General features: G+C 66.9%; 19 protein-coding genes. 10 read left to right on the top strand and 9 right to left on the bottom strand.

Translation table 11 applies throughout. The features are described from left to right. Positions 1–4: 4 nt before the first annotated feature. Both kefC and BDD16_RS07965 read left to right on the top strand, forming a co-directional pair. The gene (gene kefC, locus BDD16_RS07970) at positions 5–1,804 is read left to right on the top strand and encodes a glutathione-regulated potassium-efflux system protein KefC (RefSeq protein WP_179633455.1); all 1,800 of its coding nucleotides are present in this window, start codon (positions 5–7) and stop codon (positions 1,802–1,804) included. 42 nt (positions 1,805–1,846) lie between these two features. Continuing rightward, a protein-coding gene (locus BDD16_RS07965; RefSeq protein ID WP_375139092.1) for an IS3 family transposase occupies positions 1,847–3,048 on the top strand; the annotation gives its coding sequence in 2 pieces (ribosomal slippage) (positions 1,847–2,135 and positions 2,135–3,048; 1,203 coding nt in all). A gap of 138 nt (positions 3,049–3,186) precedes the next feature. Here the strand turns inward: BDD16_RS07965 and BDD16_RS07960 are convergent. Next, positions 3,187–4,266, bottom strand: a complete 1,080-nt coding sequence (locus tag BDD16_RS07960; protein WP_179633454.1) for an IS5 family transposase — start codon at positions 4,264–4,266, stop codon at positions 3,187–3,189. Positions 4,267–4,568: 302 nt separating this feature from the next. Between BDD16_RS07960 and BDD16_RS07955 the strand changes: the two genes are divergently transcribed. Both BDD16_RS07955 and BDD16_RS07950 read left to right on the top strand, forming a co-directional pair. Continuing rightward, positions 4,569–5,072, top strand: coding sequence for a hypothetical protein (locus BDD16_RS07955; RefSeq protein ID WP_179633453.1), 504 nt, complete (start codon positions 4,569–4,571; stop codon positions 5,070–5,072). Between the two features lie 405 nt (positions 5,073–5,477). Next, entirely contained in the window at positions 5,478–5,915 is a 438-nt protein-coding gene (locus tag BDD16_RS07950; RefSeq protein WP_179633452.1) for a hypothetical protein, read from the top strand. A 230-nt stretch (positions 5,916–6,145) separates the two neighbouring features. Here the strand turns inward: BDD16_RS07950 and BDD16_RS07945 are convergent, their stop codons facing one another. Further along, positions 6,146–6,313, bottom strand: a complete 168-nt coding sequence (locus BDD16_RS07945) for a hypothetical protein (RefSeq protein ID WP_179633451.1) — start codon at positions 6,311–6,313, stop codon at positions 6,146–6,148. A gap of 37 nt (positions 6,314–6,350) precedes the next feature. On the opposite strand from BDD16_RS07945, the gene acuI reads away from it, so the two are divergent. Continuing rightward, positions 6,351–7,352, top strand: coding sequence for an acrylyl-CoA reductase (NADPH) (gene acuI, locus BDD16_RS07940; protein WP_179633450.1), 1,002 nt, complete (start codon positions 6,351–6,353; stop codon positions 7,350–7,352). Positions 7,353–7,367: 15 nt separating this feature from the next. Here acuI and BDD16_RS07935 read toward each other — a convergent pair whose 3' ends face one another. From BDD16_RS07935 to BDD16_RS07925, 3 genes are read right to left on the bottom strand one after another with little or no spacing between them, the layout of a single operon-like run. Then, the gene (locus BDD16_RS07935; protein ID WP_179633449.1) at positions 7,368–8,030 is read right to left on the bottom strand and encodes a transaldolase family protein; all 663 of its coding nucleotides are present in this window, start codon (positions 8,028–8,030) and stop codon (positions 7,368–7,370) included. A gap of 29 nt (positions 8,031–8,059) precedes the next feature. Beyond that, complete coding sequence (locus tag BDD16_RS07930; RefSeq protein ID WP_179633448.1) at positions 8,060–9,004, bottom strand: ABC transporter permease; 945 nt, start codon at positions 9,002–9,004, stop codon at positions 8,060–8,062. Between the two features lie 15 nt (positions 9,005–9,019). Next, on the bottom strand, positions 9,020–9,976 hold the full coding sequence (locus tag BDD16_RS07925) for a sugar ABC transporter substrate-binding protein (RefSeq protein ID WP_179633447.1): 957 nt from the start codon (positions 9,974–9,976) through the stop codon (positions 9,020–9,022). A 215-nt stretch (positions 9,977–10,191) separates the two neighbouring features. Here BDD16_RS07925 and BDD16_RS07920 point away from each other — a divergent pair, with 215 nt between their 5' ends. Together BDD16_RS07920 and BDD16_RS07915 are read left to right on the top strand one after the other, a co-directional pair. Further along, on the top strand, positions 10,192–10,992 hold the full coding sequence (locus BDD16_RS07920) for an ATP-binding cassette domain-containing protein (RefSeq protein WP_179633446.1): 801 nt from the start codon (positions 10,192–10,194) through the stop codon (positions 10,990–10,992). Positions 10,993–11,012: 20 nt separating this feature from the next. Beyond that, positions 11,013–12,233, top strand: a complete 1,221-nt coding sequence (locus tag BDD16_RS07915) for an ROK family transcriptional regulator (RefSeq protein ID WP_179636051.1) — start codon at positions 11,013–11,015, stop codon at positions 12,231–12,233. 24 nt (positions 12,234–12,257) lie between these two features. On the opposite strand, the gene BDD16_RS07910 is transcribed toward BDD16_RS07915, so the two are convergent. Then, positions 12,258–13,823, bottom strand: a complete 1,566-nt coding sequence (locus BDD16_RS07910; protein WP_179633445.1) for an ATP-binding protein — start codon at positions 13,821–13,823, stop codon at positions 12,258–12,260. A gap of 246 nt (positions 13,824–14,069) precedes the next feature. Between BDD16_RS07910 and BDD16_RS07905 the strand changes: the two genes are divergently transcribed. The 3 genes from BDD16_RS07905 (at position 14,070) to BDD16_RS07895 (ending at position 16,834) form a co-directional block, all read left to right on the top strand. Beyond that, the gene (locus tag BDD16_RS07905) at positions 14,070–14,564 is read left to right on the top strand and encodes a DeoR family transcriptional regulator (protein WP_179633444.1); all 495 of its coding nucleotides are present in this window, start codon (positions 14,070–14,072) and stop codon (positions 14,562–14,564) included. Beyond that, positions 14,561–15,808 carry an ATP-binding domain-containing protein gene (locus BDD16_RS07900; protein WP_179633443.1) on the top strand — a complete coding sequence of 416 codons (1,248 nt, stop codon included), beginning with the start codon at positions 14,561–14,563 and terminating at the stop codon, positions 15,806–15,808. The genes BDD16_RS07905 and BDD16_RS07900 overlap by 4 nt, the downstream gene beginning before the upstream one ends. A gap of 72 nt (positions 15,809–15,880) precedes the next feature. Further along, positions 15,881–16,834: a GSU2403 family nucleotidyltransferase fold protein gene (locus tag BDD16_RS07895; protein WP_179633442.1), complete on the top strand. Its 954-nt coding sequence runs from the start codon at positions 15,881–15,883 to the stop codon at positions 16,832–16,834. Here the strand turns inward: BDD16_RS07895 and BDD16_RS07890 are convergent, their stop codons facing one another. The 3 genes from BDD16_RS07890 to BDD16_RS07880 are packed head-to-tail and all read right to left on the bottom strand — an operon-like array spanning position 16,835 to position 19,715. Beyond that, positions 16,835–17,770 (bottom strand): pseudouridine synthase, encoded by a 936-nt coding sequence (locus BDD16_RS07890; protein WP_179633441.1) that lies wholly within the window; start codon positions 17,768–17,770, stop codon positions 16,835–16,837. Further along, a complete protein-coding gene (trhO, locus tag BDD16_RS07885) occupies positions 17,767–18,642 on the bottom strand; it encodes an oxygen-dependent tRNA uridine(34) hydroxylase TrhO (protein ID WP_179633440.1) in 876 nt (291 codons plus the stop codon). The genes BDD16_RS07890 and trhO overlap by 4 nt, the downstream gene beginning before the upstream one ends. Further along, on the bottom strand, positions 18,639–19,715 hold the full coding sequence (locus tag BDD16_RS07880; protein ID WP_179633439.1) for an endonuclease/exonuclease/phosphatase family protein: 1,077 nt from the start codon (positions 19,713–19,715) through the stop codon (positions 18,639–18,641). Before BDD16_RS07880 ends, trhO begins: the two co-directional genes overlap by 4 nt. Between the last annotated feature and the right edge of the window lie 56 nt (positions 19,716–19,771).

Genomic DNA, 19,771 nt, shown 5'->3' with positions numbered 1-19,771 from the left:
CGCGATGGAACACGGACACTGGCTCAACGCCTCACTGGTTTACCTCGCTGCGGCGGTGATCGCGGTGCCGCTGGCGCGCAAGCTGGGACTGGGCTCGATCATCGGCTACCTGGGGGCGGGCATCGCGATCGGCCCCTTCGGCCTGCAGTTCGTCCGTGACCCGGACGCGATCCTGCAGTTCGCCGAGTTCGGCGTCGTGCTGATGCTGTTCCTGATCGGGCTGGAGCTGGAGCCGCCGCGCCTGTGGGCCATGCGGCGCTCGATCTTCGGCTGGGGCAGCGCGCAGGTGCTGGGCTGTGCGCTGGCGGTGGGTGGCGTGGCGCTGCTGCTGGGCGTGTCCTGGCCGGTCGCGGTGGTCACCGGGCTGGGGCTGGCGCTGTCGTCCACGGCGGTGGCGCTGCAGGTCATGCAGGAGCGCAACCTGATGGGCACCGCGGGTGGGCAGGCCGGGTTCTCCATCCTGCTGTTTCAGGACGTGGCGGCCATTCCGATCCTGGCGCTGATCCCGCTGCTGGCGCCCAAGGTGCAGGACAGCGGCAACCCGTGGAGCGAGGCGCTGCGGGCGCTGGCGGTGATCGTCGGCATCATCGTGGTCGGCCGCCTGCTGCTGCGCCATGCCTTGCGCTGGATCGCGCGCAGCGGCTCGCCGGAGATCTTCACCGCCGCCTCGCTCGGGCTGGTCGTCGGGCTGGCCAGCCTGATGCATGCGGTGGAGCTGTCGGCTGCGCTCGGTGCCTTCCTGGGCGGCGTGCTGCTGGCCGAGAGCGAATACCGGCGCGAGCTGGAGACCGACGTCGAGCCGTTCAAGGGCCTGCTGCTCGGGCTGTTCTTCATGGCGGTGGGCATGTCGATCGACTTCCATGCCGTGCGCGAGCACCTGGGCAGCGTGCTGCTGCTGCTGGCGGGGTTTCTGGCGATCAAGGCGCTGGTGCTGTGGGTGCTGGCGCGCACGGTGGCCGTGCCTGGGCCTGAGCGGCCGGTGTTCACCTTGCTGCTGGCGCAGGGCGGCGAATTTGCGTTCGTGGTGTTCCAGCAGGGGGCGGATGCGCATGTGCTGACCGAGTCACAGGTCTCGGTGCTGATTGGCACGGTGGCGCTGTCGATGCTCGTCACGCCGCTGCTGCTGGTGGTGATGGACCGCTGGGTGCTGCCACGTTATGCACAGCAGTCTGTGGATAACTCGCCCCATGCGCTGACCGAGCCGCAGGAGGCGCCCGTGATCATTGCCGGCTTCGGCCGCTACGGACAGGTGGTCGGGCGGCTGCTCTATGCCAACGGCCTGAAGGCGACCGTGCTCGACCACGATGCCGAGCAGATCGCCTCGCTGCGCGGGTTCGGTTTCCGGGTCCACTATGGCGATGCCACGCGGCTCGACCTGCTGCGCATGGCTGGTGCGGCCTCGGCCAAGGTGCTGGTGGTGGCCATCGACGATGTCGACCAGAGCCTGAGGCTGGTCGATCTGGCGCGGGAACACTTTCCCCACCTGACGCTGGTGGCGCGGGCGCGCAACGTGCAGCATTACTTCGCGCTGCGCGACCGCGGGGTCACGCTGGTCGAGCGCGAGACGCTGGACTCGGCACTGGCCAGCGGACGCAGCGTGCTCGAAAGCATGGGCTGGGCGCCGGAGCGTGCCAGCGAACTCGCCAGCCGGTTCCGGACCCATTCGGTGGCCCAGCTCGAAGCGCTCTGGCCGCACCACCGCGACGAGAAGGCGCTGGTGTCGATGGCGCGCAAGGGGCGCCAGCAGCTGGAAGAGCTGTTCGCGCAGGAGCGGGCGCAGCGCGACGATCGCGAGCGGCCCTGACCTGTCCTGGTCTAATGATTTCGCACACACCGATAGGTGGAAATCACCTGGACAACGAACGTGACGAACACGAAACGAAGAGTCTTTGACGCGAGCTTCAAGCTGCAGATCGTGCAGATGATCCGGTCGCAGGGCCTGGGCATTGGCGAGGTCTGCCGGGACATGAAGCTGGGCGAGACGGCGGTGCGGCGCTGGCTGGCACAGGCCGATGCGGAACAGCTGGGGCAGCCTGGCATCGGCAAGCCGTTGACGGCGGAGCACCAGCGCATCCGCCAGCTCGAAGCCGAGAACAAGCAACTCCGGGGCGACGTAGAAGTTTTAAAAAAAGCATCGGCCTTCTTTGCCCGGGAACTGCGATGAGCTTCAAGCTCGTCGGGCAACTGCAAGAGAAGGCCGCGGTGGTGGAGCAGGTTTGCCGGGTGCTGGGCATCAGCCGCTCGGGCTACTACGCGGCCCGCAGGCGCAGCCGAATGCAGCCGGCGGTGTGCGAGGCCAGCGTGCAACTGAAGGCGGCATTTGCGGCCAGCGGCGGGGCGTACGGCAGCCGACGGCTGCGCACGGCGGTGGCCTCGCGTGGCATCGTCATGGGGATCTACCGCGTGCGCCGTTTGATGTGCCAGCATGGTCTGCGCTCGACGTGGAAGCGCAAGTTCGTGCACACGACCGACAGCAAACACGCGCTGCCGATCTCGCCCAATGTGCTGGCCCGACAGTTCAACCCGACGCGGCCCGATCAGGCCTGGGTCGCCGACATCACCTACATCCGCACGCGCAGCGGCTGGCTGTATCTGGCGGTGGTGCTGGACTTGTTTGCGCGCAAGGTGGTGGGCTGGGCGATGGCCCCGGACATGCAGGCCGGGCTGGTGTGCCGGGCGTTGCAACTGGCCATCGTGCAGCGCCAACCTGCGCCGGGCTTGATCGTCCACACGGATCGCGGCAGCCAGTACGCCAGCGCGGCGCATCAGGCGCTGCTGGCCAGACACGGCCTGGTCGGCAGCATGAGCCGCAAGGGCAACTGCTGGGACAACGCGGTGATGGAGCGCTTCTTCCTGAACCTCAAGATGGAGCGCGTCTGGCAGCGCGATTACGCCAACCATGCCGAGGCCACGAGCGACATCGCCGACTACATCGTCAGCTTCTACAACAGCGTGCGTCTGCACTCCACACTGGGCAACTTGCCACCCAATGCCTTCGAGCATCAATCGGCAATCACACAACCTATCGGGCTGTGCGAAATAACTTGACCAGGACACTTCTAGAAACCGGCCCGGCAGCCCTGAACCTGGTCTGAGCCTGCACAAATCCAGCTCAGACGAGCAGTGGATGACGGCGGCGAGCCCCTGTCCCCACCGTCGCGGTACCCCGCGACGGGGTTTTTCCCCTCACGCGGGCTGTGCGGACGGACCTGCGCTCTTGACCAGCCACACCAGCCTGCGTGCGTTGTAGGCCGCGCACTGCAGCGTGATCGCCAGCGCATTGCGCGCCAGCGTCATCGCCCGCACGCACTTGCCGCCCTGCTGGCTCAGCGCCGCAAAGACGTGCTCGACCCGTGCCCGCGTGCGGTTGATCGTCTTGTTGCGCTGCTTGAGCCGAACCTTGGCCGTCTGCCCAGGCTTGGCGCGACGTGCGATGCCGTCGGCCAGTCCGTGCTGCTGCAGCGTCTGACGGTTGGCCGCGCTGTCGTAGCCCCGGTCGGCCAGCAGCCGCTTGCGCGTGTTCGCCACCTGCAGCACGTCGGGCAGTTGCTGTCCGTCGTCCGCGTTGGCCGCCGTGATCTTCATCTGGCGGATCAGCTTGTAGCGTGCGTCCACGTTGCCGTGCAGCTTGTAGCCGTAGTACGACTTGCCGTGCTTTTGCGTCCAGCGCGCGTCCCGGTCGGTGTGCGCCAGGCGCTTCTTGCTCCAGCCCTCGGGCGCCTCCCCCTTGTTCAGCGCCTCGCGCTCCCGGGCGTTGGCCTGCGTGATCGGCGCCTGCACGATGCTGGCGTCCACGATCTGCCCGCCCCTCGGGATGAAGCCGTGCCGCTGCAACTGCTGGCTCAACGCCTCGAAAATCGCCCGGCCTCCCAGCCCGCCTTCGGCCAGCCGCTGCCGGAAGCTCCACAGCGTGCGTGCGTCCGGGATGTTCAGCGCGCCGTCCAGCCGGCAGAAGCGCTGGAAGCTCAGCCTGTCCAGCACCTGGTGCTCGCACTGCTCGTCCGACAGGTTGTACAGCCCCTGCAGGAACACCATGCGCACCAGCGCCTCGGTCGGGTACGGCGGGCGTCCGCCCTTGCTGCGGTCAGCGCGAGGGCAGGCCTTGTCCACCGCCGAGGCCATCGCTGCGAAGTCGATCAGTTCGTCCATCGCCGCCAGCGTCTGCACGTAGCCCTCCAGCTTGGCCTTGCGCTGCTGCACCACGAACAGGTCGTCCGCGGCCTCCTCAGGAAAGAAGCTCGATGGCTTGGTGCGGGGCGTGATCATGGGGCGGCATCTTGCCGCAGCGCGCGGCTCAGGTGGCGGTCAGGGTCGGTTTCTAGAAGTGCCCAGTGGACGAGCGGATCCGGGCGCGAGTATGCTGGTGCTGAGTCTGACGGCGTAATGGGTTACGTCAGCAGTGCAGGCTTTGGGGCGTTTTTACGGGGGGCAAACCATGCCAGACAGAGAAAAACTTCAATCCCGGCGCGGACTTACGTTCCGCTGCTCGCAAGCTGATACGCAGCAGCAAGGTTGTTACGCCAGCAAGGTGTGACGTCGATATTAAGTTAGGCTTCACAAAAACACCCGTGCCCGCTCCCGACGTCATCCAGATCATCGAATCGAACTGGCCTGCAATCCTTGGAGCAATCCTCTTGGCGTGCTTTGGCGCATACCTCGCTTGGAGAAACGGCTATAAGGCTCGCCGCGCCGCGGCGGCCGCGAAGTTCAGGGCTGCGGTACTGACCGCGCTACAAGGTCTATACCCGGTGCCTGTCGCATGGCCGAAAAACGAGCTTCGTATCCGAGATGAACTGAAGGAACGATTTCCTGGACTGCAAACCGCCGTTGCGGAGTTCGAGACGTATGTTCCTTGGTACAAGCGCAAGGCCTTTGCCGAGAGCTGGAATCGCTACCGCTTGGGTGACGACGGCCGGGAAATAGACCAACAGGACTATTGGCAGTACGTGCCTCTCAAGGGCACTTCGGTCATCAACGGGGTCGTCACTACAACCCATGACCAAACGAAAACCTATAAGTTGCAGTTCAAGACCAACGTGGACCATCTTCTGAGTTTCGCGAGTGAAGCCTAACCCCTCGCTCAAGCGGAGCGCCAACGGCAGGCCACCAAGCCAGGCCCGGGCCTGGCGTCGTCGCCCGTTTAGCTCGAACTACAAGGGCTTCCCCGTCCGACAAACAGTTTTTGAATAAAAGTCTCCCCAGCCAATCCGCCAGACTGACCGGCCATTCATGCATCCCGCCGCGTTCGCAACGCCTTCGCTGATCCATTCTTCGAGCACCAGGTGCGGACTGGCTTGGCCAGATCAATGCCGAGCAGCGCGATGGTTATAGTCGTCTCCGCAAGCAAAGCAAGAAAGGGTGGTCGATGAGCATCGAAATCCGATCGTTGCACTCGGGCGCTGAGGGTTCAGCGTCGGTGCCAACTCCCCCTCGGGGGGAAGTCTCTTTCATTCGTTAAGTATCGAGAGGAACCGACGATGGACGCAGCGAAAGTTCGAACGCATCAAGGCATTGCCTACGGCTGCTTCTTGATTATCGCCATTACTGCCCTCGTCGGCGGTATTGGAGCACTACTTCCTAATCTAGGCGGAGTGTTTTTTCTTTTGGTAATTCCACTCATGATTGCCAGCTTCTTTGCAATTATTATCGGAGCCGCTGAGACACTGTTCATCGTCCGGCAGGACTCCACTTTGCTGAGAATCCTCTGTGCAACGGTTGTGGTGCTCGCACTCTTGATTTTCGATGTTCCGGATCAAGGCTTCGATGTTCCGGTGCAAGGCTGGGCTCGCAATTATGCAATACTAATAAATGTCATTAGTCTTCTCTACGGAGTTGTTGTTTCGATAACCTGCTTCAGGTGGCTTTCGCAACCACCGCTAGTTTACTTCAAAGCAGAACGGGGCACCGATACTTAACCACTTCGGAGTCTTTCCACTATTTCGTATAGGCGCACAGTCAAGCGCTAGAGGTCCAAATTTGTTAGGCGTCACAAATCCTGCCACTACCTGATCCGCCATGAAGAACCCACTCAAAGCGTCATCAACAAGATGCCAATCGCTACTCAGAAAGCCATGACCGTGAAGTGATTGATTGGTATTTGTAATGGTGTTCTCAAGCGGCCTCAGCAGAGACGAGCCGCTCACCTTCAGGCGTGATGCTGCGCAGCGACTGAGCACATCAGCGCGCAGTCGGCGGCCTTCGGCTTCGAGCCGCAAGCCCGGCTGGATGACGGCGACCAGGCCACCGCCTTCTCGCCCGCAGAGCGCGCCATGAACGCCTGAACCCGCGTGACAGCGGGGGCGGTGAGCGACATGCTTCAATCTTCGGCTGCACCCCACCGGAGACCCACCATGTCCTTCACCGCCCTGTACCTCACCAAGACCGACGGCGCCTTCGCGGCCCGCCTGCGCGACGACCTGACCGACGAGGAACTGGTCGCGCACACCGGTGACGCCAGCGTCGTCGTGCGCCTCGACCACTCGACGATCAACTACAAGGACGGCCTCGCGCTGACCAACCGCAGCCCGGTCGTGCGCCAGTGGCCGATGGTGCCGGGCATCGACGGCGCGGGCACGGTCGAGTTGTCCACAGACCCGCGCTGGCAGGTCGGCGACCAGGTTATCCACAACGGCTGGGGCGTTGGCGAGACGCACTGGGGCTGCCTGTCGCAGAAGGCGCGCCTGAAAGGCGACTGGCTGATCGCGCGACCTGCAGGGTTATCCACAGCCCAGGCCATGGCCATCGGCACCGCGGGCTACACCGCGATGCTGTGCGTGATGGCGCTGGAAGACGCGGGCGTGCGGCCGGACAGCGGCGAGATCCTCGTCACGGGCGCGAGCGGCGGCGTGGGCAGCGTGGCCGTGGCGCTGCTGAGCGGCCTGGGCTACCGGGTCGTGGCGTCCACCGGCAAGCTGGACGAAGCCGAGTACCTGCGGTCGCTCGGGGCTGTGGAGATCCTCGACCGGGCTGGGTTATCCACAGCCGGCAAGCCGCTGCAGAAGGAGCGCTGGGCGGGTGTCGTCGACTCGGTCGGCTCGCACACGCTGGCCAACGCGCTGGCGCAGACGCGCTATGGCGGAGCGGTCGCGGCCTGTGGACTGGCGCAGGGCATGGACTTGTCCACCAGTGTTGCGCCCTTCATCCTGCGCGGCGTGCGGCTGCTGGGTGTCGATTCGGTGATGTGCCCGACGGCGCGGCGCCAGCAGGCGTGGGCGCGGCTGGCCAAGGATCTGGACCTGGCCAAGCTGGCGTCGATGACCCGCACGGTCGGGCTGGCCGAGGCGCCGCAGGTGGCTGTGGATATCTTGGCTGGCAAGGTCCGCGGGCGGGTGGTGGTGGACGTCAACGCTTGAGCGTCGAGCGTCCGGTCACTCCGCAGCGTCCGCCAGGAAGCCGCGTTCTGCCGCGATCGTCGCCTCGTGGTCCATCAACTCGGTGAACAGCGCGGGCGGAATCGTGATGCTGCCGACGCCGAGCGCGAGCAGGTCGAGGTAGGCCTGCCGGCTGCGGATGCTCGCCACCAGCAGCCGCATCGGCGTGCCGCTGGCGGCCACCAGGGCCTGCATCCGGTCGATCAGCGCGAGGCCATCGACACCGGAATCGTTCAGCCGCCCGAGGTACGGCGCGGCATAGGCGGCGCCGAGCTGGGCGGCGAAGTGCGCCTGCTCCAGCGCATAGACGGCGGTGTAGGTGACGGGCACACCGCGGGCCGTGAGCGCCGCGCCGGCCGCCAGGCCCGCGCGCGTGGCGGGGATCTTCACGACGAGCTGGCCCGGGTCGAACTGCCGCAGCAGCGTGTCCGCGTCTGCCAGCATGCCGTCCACGTCGGGCGAGCGGACCTGTGCCTGCACCTGCTGCGCGCCCAGCCGCAGCAGCGCCGTCAGCAGGCCGGGCAGGGCTTCCCAGGTGACACCGGCGCGCTTGAGCAGCGTCGGATTGGTCGTCACGCCGTGCACCACCGGGTGCGGCAGGCAGGTGCGCAGGGCGCCAAGGTCGGCGCTGTCGAGGTAAAGGTGGAAGGACTTGTTCACAGGCCGATGTTATCCACAGACGGTGCGGTTCACTTGCGCAGCAGCCGCTTGCGCCGCACCACGTCGATCCACACCGCCAGGATCACCACCGCGCCGATGGCCATCATCTGCTTGAACTGCGAGACCTCCAGCAGGTTCATGCCGTTGCGGATCATGCCGATCAGGATCGCGCCCAGCAGACTGCCCCAGAGGCTGCCGCGGCCACCGAACAGCGAAGTGCCGCCCAGGATCACGGCGGCGATCGCGTCCAGCTCGAACATCTGCGCCATCTTGCCGCTCGACGAGTCCATGCGGCCCATCAGCACGATCGCCGCCAGCGCGCACGACAGCCCCGACACCAGGTAGACGCCCAGCTTGTACCAGCGGATGTTGATGCCGACCTGGCGCGCACCCATCTCGTTGGAGCCGATGGCGTAGACGTAGCGGCCGAGCTTGGTGCTCGACAGGATGAAGCCCATCACGCCGTAGAACAGCGCCATCACGATGATCGGCATCGGGATGCCGAGCAGCTCGCCGTTGCCGATGAAGGGGAAGGGCTCGGGCAGGCCGGCCATGTCGAAGCCGCCGGTCGATTCGAACGCCAGACCGCGCCACAGCGTCAGGCCGCCCAGCGTGACGATGAAGGCTGGAATGCCGACGAAGGCGACCAGATAGCCGTTGAAGAGGCCCACCGCGGCGCCAATGCCGAACGCGGCCAGGATCGCCAGATACGGGTTGATGCCCAGCTTGACCATCATGTAGCCGGCCACCGCGCCGGCCAGTGCGGTCAGCGCGCCGACCGCCAGGTCGACACCGCCGGTCAGGATCACGAAGGTCTGGCCGCCCGCGAGCAGCGCGATCACCGACGCCTGCACGAGGATGTTGCTCAGGTTACGGCCGCTCAGGAAGAACGGCGAGGCCACCGAGAGGAACACCCCCAGCACCAGCACGGCGACCAGGGCCCCGTACCACTCTTGTCGTGTGATGTAGCGCATGGGCGGCCGTCTCCGTCACTTCTTCTTCATGAACTGGCCGACGCCGGAGTCCTTGGCGAACTGGTCGACGTTGGACGGCAGGACCAGGAAGCTGCCGGTGTCGATGCGGGCGTCGACCTTCTTGCCGTTGGCCGCGGCGATGGCGGTTTCCACGCCGACGGCGCCGATCTTGGCCAGCATCTGGGCGGCGTTGGCCTGCTGCCAGCCGTCCTTCATCATGTCCAGGCCGCCGGGCGAGCCGTCGAAGCCGGCGATCTTGACCGAGCCGGCCTTCAGGCCGGCCGACAGCATCGCCGCCTTGGCGCCGAGCGCGCCGCCGTCCCAGGCGCAGGCGATGACCTTGGCGTTCGGGTTGGTGCGCAGCGCGGCTTCGACGCCGTTCTGGGCCATGGTCTGGTCCCAGGTGGTGGGCACGTCGACGACCTTGACGTTCTTGCGCTTGGCGTTCAGACCCTGCAGGAAGCCGTCGCGGCGCTCGCGGCCGGTGGACTGGCCCTGGTCGCCGGTCACGTAGATGACGGTGTCGCCGTCCGCGACCTGGTCAGCGGCCCACGAACCCTGGACATTGGCCGCCTTGATGTTGTCGGTGGCGACGTAGCTGGTGATCTTGGCGCCGGTGATGCCGGTGTCGACCGCCACCACGTGGATGCCGGCGGCCATGGCCTTGTTGATCGCGGGGGCGATGCCGGCACTGTCGACCGGGGCGATGGCGATGGCGTTGACCTTGCGGGTGATCATGTCTTCCACGATCGCCAGCTGCTTGGACAGCTCGCCCTTTTCGGCCGCCAGCTCGATGAACTTCACGCCCGCCTTCTTGGCCGCATCCTTGGCACCGCCGTTGATCAGCGTCCAGCCTTCGTTGGTGTTGCCGTTGGTGATGTAGGCGATGGTTTGCGCCTGCGCAGCCGACATCAGCAGGCCAGCGGTGAACATGACTGCCGCCAGACGGCCCAGGGTGCGATGGATGGACATGGCTTGTCTCCAGGAATGGAATCTAGGAATCGATGGTGGGGTGTCCAGCAGGCCCGGCTCGGCGTCCATGTCGGGGCGTCAGGGTCAACCTGTGGTGCATTGCATTGGATGCGTCCGGTGTATGTAAGTAAACCTAGGTGATTTACTAATGCGATGCAGCGGAGAGTGGGGCATCCTCCGTCTCACCTTCCCGGACTGTCAAGGATGTCCCTGCCATGGCCCTTTCCACGAACACCCCGCGGCCCGTGCTGGAGATCAGCGGCCTGACCAAGCACTACGGCGGCGTGAAGGCGCTGACGGATGCGCAGTTCTCGCTGGCGCCGGGCGAGCACGCCGCGATCGTGGGCGACAACGGCGCGGGCAAGAGCACCTTCGTGCGCCTGATCACCGGTGCCGAGCAGCCCAACAGCGGCTCCATCGCGCTCGACGGCCAGCCGGTGCACTTCGACTCCCCGCTGGACGCCCGCGAGCAGGGCATCGAGACCGTCTACCAGACGCTCGCGCTGGCCGAGGACCTCGACGTGCCGGCCAACATCTTCCTGGGACGCGAACTCACGTGGCTGTCGCTGGGGCCGCTGTCCATCCTCAACCACAAGGCGATGCGCGCCCGGTCGGTCGAGATGCTGTCCACCACCGGCGTGAAGATCCAGGACCTGAGCGAGAGCCTGCGCGGCATGTCCGGTGGCCAGCGCCAGTGCGTGGCCATCGCACGGGCGGCGGGGTTTGCCAAGAAGCTCATCATCCTCGACGAGCCGACTGCCGCCCTCGGCGTGCAGGAAACCGCCCGCGTCGAGCAGATCATCAAGGGCCTGAAGGCGCGCGGCGTGCCGCTGATCATCATCAGCCACAACCTGCGCCAGGTCTTCGATCTCGTCGACCGCATCTGGGTTTTCCGCCAAGGGCGCATCATTGCGAACCTGGAGACGCGCCACACCCACCCCGAGCAGATCGTCGGCCTCATCACCGGGGCCATCGATCCGGCCCGGCTGGTGCGGGAGCCTGTCGCCACTCCCTGAACCTGATTCCGATGCACCTGATGACTCCGACCTTCGAAGCCGATGAACGGGCCGTTCGCGGCTCCAACCACACCGGCATGCGCCAGTTCAACGAGCGCATCGTGCTGCAGGCGATCCGCCTGCACGGCGCGATCCCGAAGGCCGACCTCGCCCGCCTGACGCAGCTCTCGTCGCAGACGGTCTCGGTCATCGTCAGCCGGCTGCTCGACGACGGGCTGCTCATCAAGCAGGAGCGCATCCGCGGCAAGATCGGCCAGCCCTCGGTGCCGCTGTCGCTCGACCCGGATGGCGCGATCAGCCTGGGCGTGCAGGTCGGCCGGCGCAGCCTCGAAGTGCTGGCCTGCGACTTTGTCGGCAAGGTGCGCTTCCGCCATGAATTCCACTACGCCTACCCCGATCCGGCGCAGGTGCTGCCCTGCATCCAGCAGGGGCTGGACGCGCTGCAGACCCAGCTCGGCCCGCTGTGGAGCCGCGTGGTCGGCCTCGGGCTGACGTCGCCGCTGTCGATGGACAAGTGGTCCAGCCTGCTCGGCTCGCAGGCGCACAACGCGCTGGCGGGCTGGCAGCACATGGACCTCAAGCAGGAGGTCGAGGCGATGACCCACCTGCCGGTGAGCTTCGCCAAGGACACGACCGCCGCCTGCGTGGCCGAGCTGCTGCAGGGCCACGGCCAGAACGTGCGCAGCTTCCTCTACGTCTTCGTCGGTACCTTTGTCGGTGGCGGGCTGGTGCTGTCGGGCCACATTGACATCGGCCACCGCGGCAACGCAGGCGCCATCGGCTCGCTGCCGGTCGGGCTGGCGGCCGCGAACGGCAGCGCGCCGCCGCAGCTGCTCGAAGTCGCCTCCGGCTGGCAGCTGGAGCAGGCGCTGCTGAAGGCCGGGCTCGATCCGCTGCTGGTGCAGCAGGACAGCATCATGGACATGGCCTACGCCGGCTATACCGAACCCTGGCTGGAGCAGGCCGGCCTGGCGCTGGCGATGACCGTGGCCAGCGGCGCGGCGATGCTGGATCTGGACGCCGTCATCATCGACGGCTCGCTGGCCCGCTCCCTGATCGATGCGCTGCTGGCACGCACCCGCGAGCGGCTGGCCGCCTACAAGTTCGACGGCATGCACCAGCCGGCGCTGCTGGCCGGCCGGGTCGGCGCCCACGCCCGTGCGCTGGGCGGCTCGCTGCTGCCGCTGCACACGCAGTTCTTTCCGGACAAGGACATCTTTCTCAAGCCGTCGATGGGGTGAGCCCGCGCGGCTTCAGCCCAGTGTCTAGGTCTCGAAGCCGACGATGTTGCGCGAGTCCCGACTGAACTCCACCCCGACGAGGTGGACCGGTCCGCTGCGGCCGAGGTACTTGTCGGCGTAGCCCCGGTCCTTGATCTGCTGCAGCGCCTGGCCCGCGGGCACGAGTTCGACCACCTTGAACTCGAACACCCACACCGCGGAGTCGAACTCCACCGCCATGTCGATGCGGCCATGGTTGGTCGTGTCCTCCACGCGGATGTCGAGGCCGAGCGCTGCGAAGTGGCTGTAGAACACGCTCGCGTCATAGCCCTCGTACTTCGCGATGTCGTTCGTGCGGTACCAGTCATGCGGGATGCTGGCGTAGAAGGCGTGGAACAAGCCGCGCAGCCCGGCCACGTCCTGCGCCTGCAGCAGCCGGTACAAGCGGCTCACCTGCGGCTCCGAGTAGCGCGCCCCGCCCGTGAGCACCCGCAGCAGGCTGTCGTTGAGGCTCGCCTGCACCTCCTTGTTCGGGTACTTGAGCGTGAACTCCTTGCGCCCCGGAATCGCCCAGACGCTGTCGATCGTGAGGTAGCCGGCCTGGAACAGCAGGGCCTCCGACTCGATCATGTCCACGTCGAACGCCGACAGCAGCGTTTCCGTCGCCACGGTGCGCGTGAGGTCCGGTGTGAACCAGTGGCGGCTGGTCAGCATGTTGACCAGGAACGTGGGCGTCCCGGTCTCGAACCAGTAGGGTTTGAACTCGCGGGTGTCGAACAGCAGCAGCAGATCGAACGGGTTGTACACCGACGTGCCCAGCCAGTTGTAGCCGTTGTACCAGCGGCGGATCTCCTCCCGGTCCAGCCCCGGCAGCTCGGGTGCGAACACCGTGTCCACGTCGGCGTCCGTGTAGCCGCACAGTGCGCTGTAGCGGGCATCCAGCGTGATGTCCTTGAGGTTGTTCAGGCCCGAGAACAGGCTGACCTTGCTGAACTTCGACACGCCGGTGATGAAGACGAACTTGAGGTGTGCATCCGCCCCCTTGAGCACCGAGTACAGGTTGCGCAGACCATCGCGCATCGCTGTGGCTGTTTCCCGGTCGGTGATGTTGTCGAGGATCGGTTTGTCGTACTCGTCGATCAGCACCACGACGGTCGCGCCGAACTTGGCGTGTGCCAGCCGGATCAACTCGGCGAACTGGCCCGTCACACTGTCATAGCCCACCGGGTCCGGCAACCCCAGATCGCGTTGGACATCCAGCAGGATCTCGTGGACACGCTGGTCCAGTTCGGCGCGGCTCTGCAGCACGCCGCTGCCGAGGTCGATGCGGATGACCGGGTGCCGGCGCGTCCAGTCCCAGCGTGTCTCGGCCACCAGCCCGTCGAACAGCGACCGCTCGCCCTCGAACAGCGCCTTGAACGTGTCCAGTAGCAGGCTCTTGCCAAAGCGCCGCGGCCGACTCAGGAAGTAGTACGAGCCCGACGCGATCAGGTCGATCAGCAGCCCCGTCTTGTCCACGTAGTAGTGGTCCTCCTCGCGCAACTTGACGAAGGACTGGAGGCCGATGGGCAGCTTGCGCCGGGGCAGGGCACCGGGGTGGGGGGCGTTCATGGGGGCGAGTTTAGTGCGCGGTACCGCCGCCGGGCGTCCTGGTGTCGGCGGTCTTGGCTGGTACGAGCGAGTTCGCTCGAATGACAAAAATGTCACGGAACTATTTGAGCGCGCGACACCACCTGTCGCGGCACCTGTTCAGACTCCCGGACTGAAAAGAACGATAGAAAAAGTCGATCTGGCACAGCACAAGAACAAGAAAACGCCGTCCGCCGCCAGACCCTGTTTCCTCTTGCCTGGCCCGACATGCCCCTGCGCGACACCCCCCACGACAAGCTGCCGCATCGCCTGACGCAGATCCTCGACCGCCTCCACCAAGGCGAGACGCTGGACCCGCGGGCGCTGGCCGAGGAGTTCCACGTCAGCCTGCGCACGGTGCAGCGCGACCTGATCGAACGCTTCGCATTCCTCGGGCTGGAGCGCGTCGAGGGCGGCTATCGGCTGGAGCCGAGCCGCCTGGGGCCACTCGGCAGCACGGATCTGGAGCGCTTCGCCTGTCTGGCCGGTATCCAGGGGCTGTACCCGGTGCTGACGAGCGGCTTCCTGCGCGAGTTGCTGGACAGCCGGATCGCGTCGGCGCTGCTGGTCAAGGGGCCGAACTACGAGGCGCTGGACACGGCGCAGACGCGCACCTTCCGGCAACTCGAACAGCACATCCTGCGCGGCGAGCGCATCGGCTTCCGCTACCGCAAGGACGATGGCGAGAAGCGCTATGCCGATGTCGCGCCGTTCCCGAGGTGAACTGGAGCGGCCCGCTGCCCGGCTGTGAGATCCCCTCGCGGTCCTTCCTGCTCGACCGCAGCGATCTGGCCGACCCCGCCCCCGCGCTGACCAGGCTGCTGCGCGAGGCCTTCCCCGATCCGAAGCCGTGGACCCGCCCGCAGCAGCAGGTGTTGCGTGACCTGCTGGCGCCGGATTGCCACCTGCTCGTGCCGCTGGGCAGCCGTGTCGATGACACGGTGTCGGCGCTGCAGCGGGCGACCGACGAGCAGATCCGGGCCCTGCGGCTGCTGCGGAGCCAGTCACGCCTGTTGATCGAGGGCGGCGCCGGTTCGGGCAAGACGATGCTGGCGGTGACGCTGGCGCGGGAGCACGCGGCGAAGGGCAAGTCGGTCCTGCTCACCTGCTTCAACCGCGCACTGGCGTCGCACCTGTCGGCGCAGCTCGACGGCGTGCCGGGCCTGACGGTGTGCAACTTCCATGAGCTGGTCAAGCTGCTGGCGGAGCAATCCGGGCTGGGTTTCAAGGTGCCGGCCGACGAGGCGGCGCGACGCCAGTTCTTCAACGAGGACTGCGCCGAGCTGCTGCTGAACGCGGCCGAGCGGCTCGATCTGCGCTTCGACACGCTGATCGTGGACGAGGCGGCCGACTTCTCGCCGATGTGGTGGGTCGCGCTGGAGTCGCTGGGCGCGGCGGGGTTCGCGTGGTACTGCTTCTTCGACCGGCGCCAGTCGGTGTTCCGCGCGCAGGCGCAGTGGGAGCCGCCGTTCGCCGCCGAGCCGCTGGTGCTGGAGGCGAACCTGCGCAATGCCCGGCCGATCGGTGAGCGGGCGGCCTTGCTCGGGCAGTGTGTGGTGCCGACCGAGTTCCGCGTCGAGCATGGGCCGGCGCCGCAACTCCAGCACAGCGGCGATTTCGCCGAGATGGCGGGGCAGTTGCGGCAGGTCTTGCGCACACTGCTCAAGCGCGATGGACTGCGCCCGGAGCAGGTCGTCATCCTCGCGCCGTACCGCCACACCAACACCACCTCGGGCTGGGCGGCGGGGCTGGACGAGGTGACGCTCAACCTCGATGTGGTGAATGCCGTGCCGGGGCAGGTGCGCATCGGCACGATCCAGGGCTTCAAGGGGCTGGAGGCGGACGTGGTGATCGTCGCCGGACTGGACCGCAAGGCCGGGCAGCATCCGGAGTGGCTCTATGTCGGCGCGAGCCGGGCGCGGGCGGCGCTGTTCCTGCTGGCGCTCGACAGTGCCGGGCTTTCTTGAATGAAGCACCAAGTCTTTGATTTGAATTGTTTTTCAATGTAGATTGGCAAAACCAGTCTCCAACATTGAAACATGAGCCAGATCATTGACTTGCGTGAAGACCAGGCCCGTCAGTTCATTGATGCCGAGACGGTGTTCCTGGAGTTGCTCCGGATACGGCGCGAGGCGGCCGAAGTGCGTGGGTCCATGCTGTGGCGCGAGATCAAGGGCACCGAGTACCTGATCCGCACGAGTGCCCGCGGCGGTCAGACCTCGCTGGGGTCGAAGTCCGCACAGACAGCGACGATCTTTGACAGCTTCATGGCGCGCAAGGGGATGTGCGAGCGGCGGCTGGCGGATCTGAACGCCGCCGCACAGGTGCAGCAGCGCTTGAACAAGGCCCTGCGCGTGGGCCGTGTCCCGGATCTGGTGGTCCGGGTCCTGAATGCGATCGACGACCTCGGTCTGGCCACGCACTTCACCACGGTCGGCACCCACGCGCTGTATGCCTACGAAAGCGCGGCGGGTGCGCGTTTCATGCCCGAGGCGATGGCGACCCAGGACATTGATCTGCTGTTCGACACCCGCAAGCGCATCGGCTTCGTGACGCAGATGCGCCGCCTGGACACGTCGTTCATTGGCGCGCTGCGCAAGGCCGATCCGACCTTCCGGGTGAAATCGGACCAGCTGCAGACGGCCATCAATGCGTCAGGTTTCGAGGTGGATGTCATCCGCCGGGTGGCCCGCGAGGGCGATCCCCACCCGCTGCGCTTGAGCGACCACGAGGACGACCTCTGGGCGGTGCAGATCGACACCGGGAACAAGATCCTGAGTGCCCAGCGGTTCAGCCAGGTCGTGGTGTCTGTGACCGGGCGGATGGCCGTCATGCACACCATGCATCCACTGGCGTTCATCCAGATCAAGCGACAGATCGCGACCCGCGCCAACCGAGACCCACGCAAACGGCACAAGGATGCCCTGCAGGCGGATCTGGTCGAACAACTGCTGCATTCGCATCTGCCGCAGCACCTGCCTGTGGCGCGTTAGTCAGGCCGATACACGCAGCCCCCGCCGACTCGCGAACCGCCGCGCCTCCCCCGTCACCGGATCCGTGAACGCGATCTCCCGCGCCAGCAGCCGCAGCGGCTCCGTGTAGTCCGGCTCGGCGCCGGACGCCAGCTCCGGCTGCAGCACGGGATAGATCCGGTCGCCGACGATCGGGATGCCCAGCGCGTTCAGGTGCACCCGCAGCTGGTGCTTCTGCCCCGTCTGCGGCGTCAGGCGGTAGCGGGCCCGCGGGCCGTGGCGTTCGATCAACTCGATGCGGGTCACGGCGTTCGGCTCGCCGTCCACCTCGTGCATCTGCATGAAGGCGTCTTCGCGCTCGGCCAGCCGGCTGCGGCGCTCCAGTGGCAGCGTGGCCGCCAGCGCATCGGACCACGGCGCCACCGCCTCGTAGACCTTGTGGATAACTCTGTCCCGGAACATCGACTGGTACGCATGCCGCGTCTCCGGCCGCACCGAGAACAGCACGACCCCCGCCGTCTCCCGGTCCAGCCGGTGCATCGGCACCAGCGTCTCGATGCCGGTCAGCCGCTTCAGCCGCACCAGCAGCGTCTCCTGCACATAGCGGCCCTTGGGCGTCATCGGCAGGAAATGCGGTTTATCCACAGCCAGCAGCCAGTCGTCCTGGTGCAGCACCTCGACCTCGAACGGGATGCGTGGCTCGGGCGCGTCCAGCGTGCGCCAGTACCAGAGCGTGCTGTGGATAACGCAGGGCGCATCCACCGCGAGGGCGTGGCCCTGTGCATCGAGCACCTCGCCGCGCCCGAGCCGCTCGCGCCAGCCAGTCTCCGGAATTGTGGATAACCTGTGGACAAGAAAGTCCAGCACCGTGCGCCAAGGCCCCGGCGTGACGGCCACGCGGCTGGCGCTCACGCCGTCGCGCATCGGCGGCGTCCAGGCGGGCCGGGCGCGGCTCATGCGCCGGTGGCCGTGTCGAGCCGGCGGGCGCGTGCGAGCCGCCAGGCCTCGTCGGGCTGCGCCGGGTCGTAGACCTGCTCGGCGGTGGTGGCGGTCTCGTGCAGCTGGGCGTCCAGCGCGATGCGGTTGTCGAACACGAAGCACTCGCCGCGCCAGGTGTCGTCCGGCTGGCCGGTGCGTGCGGTCTGTTCCAGGTAGTTCAGGATGCCGCCGTCGAGCTGGAACACCTCCAGCCCGAGTTCCTCGCGCATCCACACCCCCGTCTTCTCGCAGCGGATGCCGCCGGTGCAGTACATCGCCACCCGTTGTCCACAGGCTTTCCAGTGCGGCGCCTGGGTGCGCACCAGTTCGGCGAAGTCCCGGAAGTTATCCACACCCGGATCAACCGCGCCGCGGAAGTGTCCGAGCCGCCACTCGAAGCGGTTGCGGTTGTCCAGCACCACCACGTCTTCGTCTGTGAGCAACTCGCGCCAGGCGGCGGGGCTGAGGTGGGTCGCGGCGCGTTGTTCCGCGGTTTCGTCCAGGCCGCTGACGCCGTCGAGGCCGAGGGCGACGATCTCCGGCTTGACGTGGACCTTCATCCGGGCGAAGGGTGGAGTCATGCACAGGCTGCGCTTGAAGTGCAGGCCGGTGAAGGCGCCGCCGAACACCGGGTCGCCGGTCAGCGCCACCTCGAAGGCGGCCACCGCCGCGGCCGGGCCGGCGACCACGCCGCTGAGGCCTTCGGTCGCGACGACGAGGCTGCCGAGCACGCCGGTGTCGCGGCTGCGCGCACGCAACACCTCGGCGGTGGCGACGGGATCGTCGAGCCGGGTGAAGCGGTAGAACGCGCTGTGGATCACTTCACCCACCGTGATCGCGTGGGGGCTCATGGCTTGGCTGCCCGCGTGGGGATCACCAGATCGGCCACCACCGGCCGGTGCTCCGAGCCACCGCGCCAGCCGACCCAGGCGTCGCGCACGCCGATGTCTGGGCTGACGAGGATGTGGTCGATGCGCAGGAAGCTCACGCCCGGCTTGAACGAATGGCCGTGCGTGAAGCCCCAGCCGATGCCGCCCGCGGAGAAGGCGTCCCGCAGACCCAGGTCCAGGAAGCGCCCCACGACGACCGAGTGCTCGGGCGCGTTCAGGTCGCCGGCGACGATGGTGGGGCGCTTGAGCGGGGTCAGCGCCGCGGTGATGCGTTCCGCCTGCGAGAGGCGGTCGGCGAAGTTGCCGCTCCAGTCGTCCAGACCGCCGAGGCGCTCCTCGCGGGTGGCGTTCAGGCCCTCGCGCGGGGTGAGCAGGTGGGCGGTGACGAGGTCGATGCGGGTGCCGTCGATGTCCACGGTGCAGCGCACGTAGTCGGACTTCTCGTCCTTGAGCGACATGTCGAACGGCGCGCAGCCGCTGATCGGAAACCGGCTGGCGACGGCGTACTGTCCGTAGGCGTAGAGCTTGTGCTTCGGCAGCACGGCGCGCATGCCGTAGGGCAGGTCGCCCACGCGCGACACCTCGCGGGCGTCCTGCATCACGAGGATGTCGGGCTGGTGCTGTTCGATCTCGTTGTTCAGCGGCACGAAGCCACCTGCCTTGAACACTGCGCGGTAGGACTTGATGTTGTAGGTCATGAAGCGCACGGTGCGGGTGCCCGGCGCGTCCGGCGGCAGGTCGGTGCGGCCCAGGCCGAGGCGGAGGTCCATCACCGCCGTGGCCATCAGGGCGAGCGCCAGCAGCGCGCCCAGCCGCCACCACCAGCCCAGCGCCAGGGACAGCAGCAGCGCGAGGGCCGCCGGTGCCGTGTAGAGCAGGAAGGGCACGTAGCGCAGCAGCTCGGCCCAGCCGCTGCGCGCCGGGCCGAAGTGGTACAGCCCGGCCAGACCGACCGCGCACAGCAGCGACAGGGCGATGGCGAGGCGGGCGAGCCACTGGAGTGCGGCAGGGAAGGAAGACGAGGGGGAACTCAAGGGGCGGGACTCCGGAGCAGAGGGCACATTGTCGCCCCCGTGTCCGGGGCTGCCGT

The sequence above is a fragment of the Sphaerotilus montanus genome, assembly GCF_013410775.1.
In the GTDB taxonomy this organism is placed as follows: domain Bacteria; phylum Pseudomonadota; class Gammaproteobacteria; order Burkholderiales; family Burkholderiaceae_C; genus Sphaerotilus; species Sphaerotilus montanus.
The sequence above is the reverse complement of the archived record's forward strand: the minus strand, read 5'-3'. Positions and strand labels throughout refer to the sequence as shown.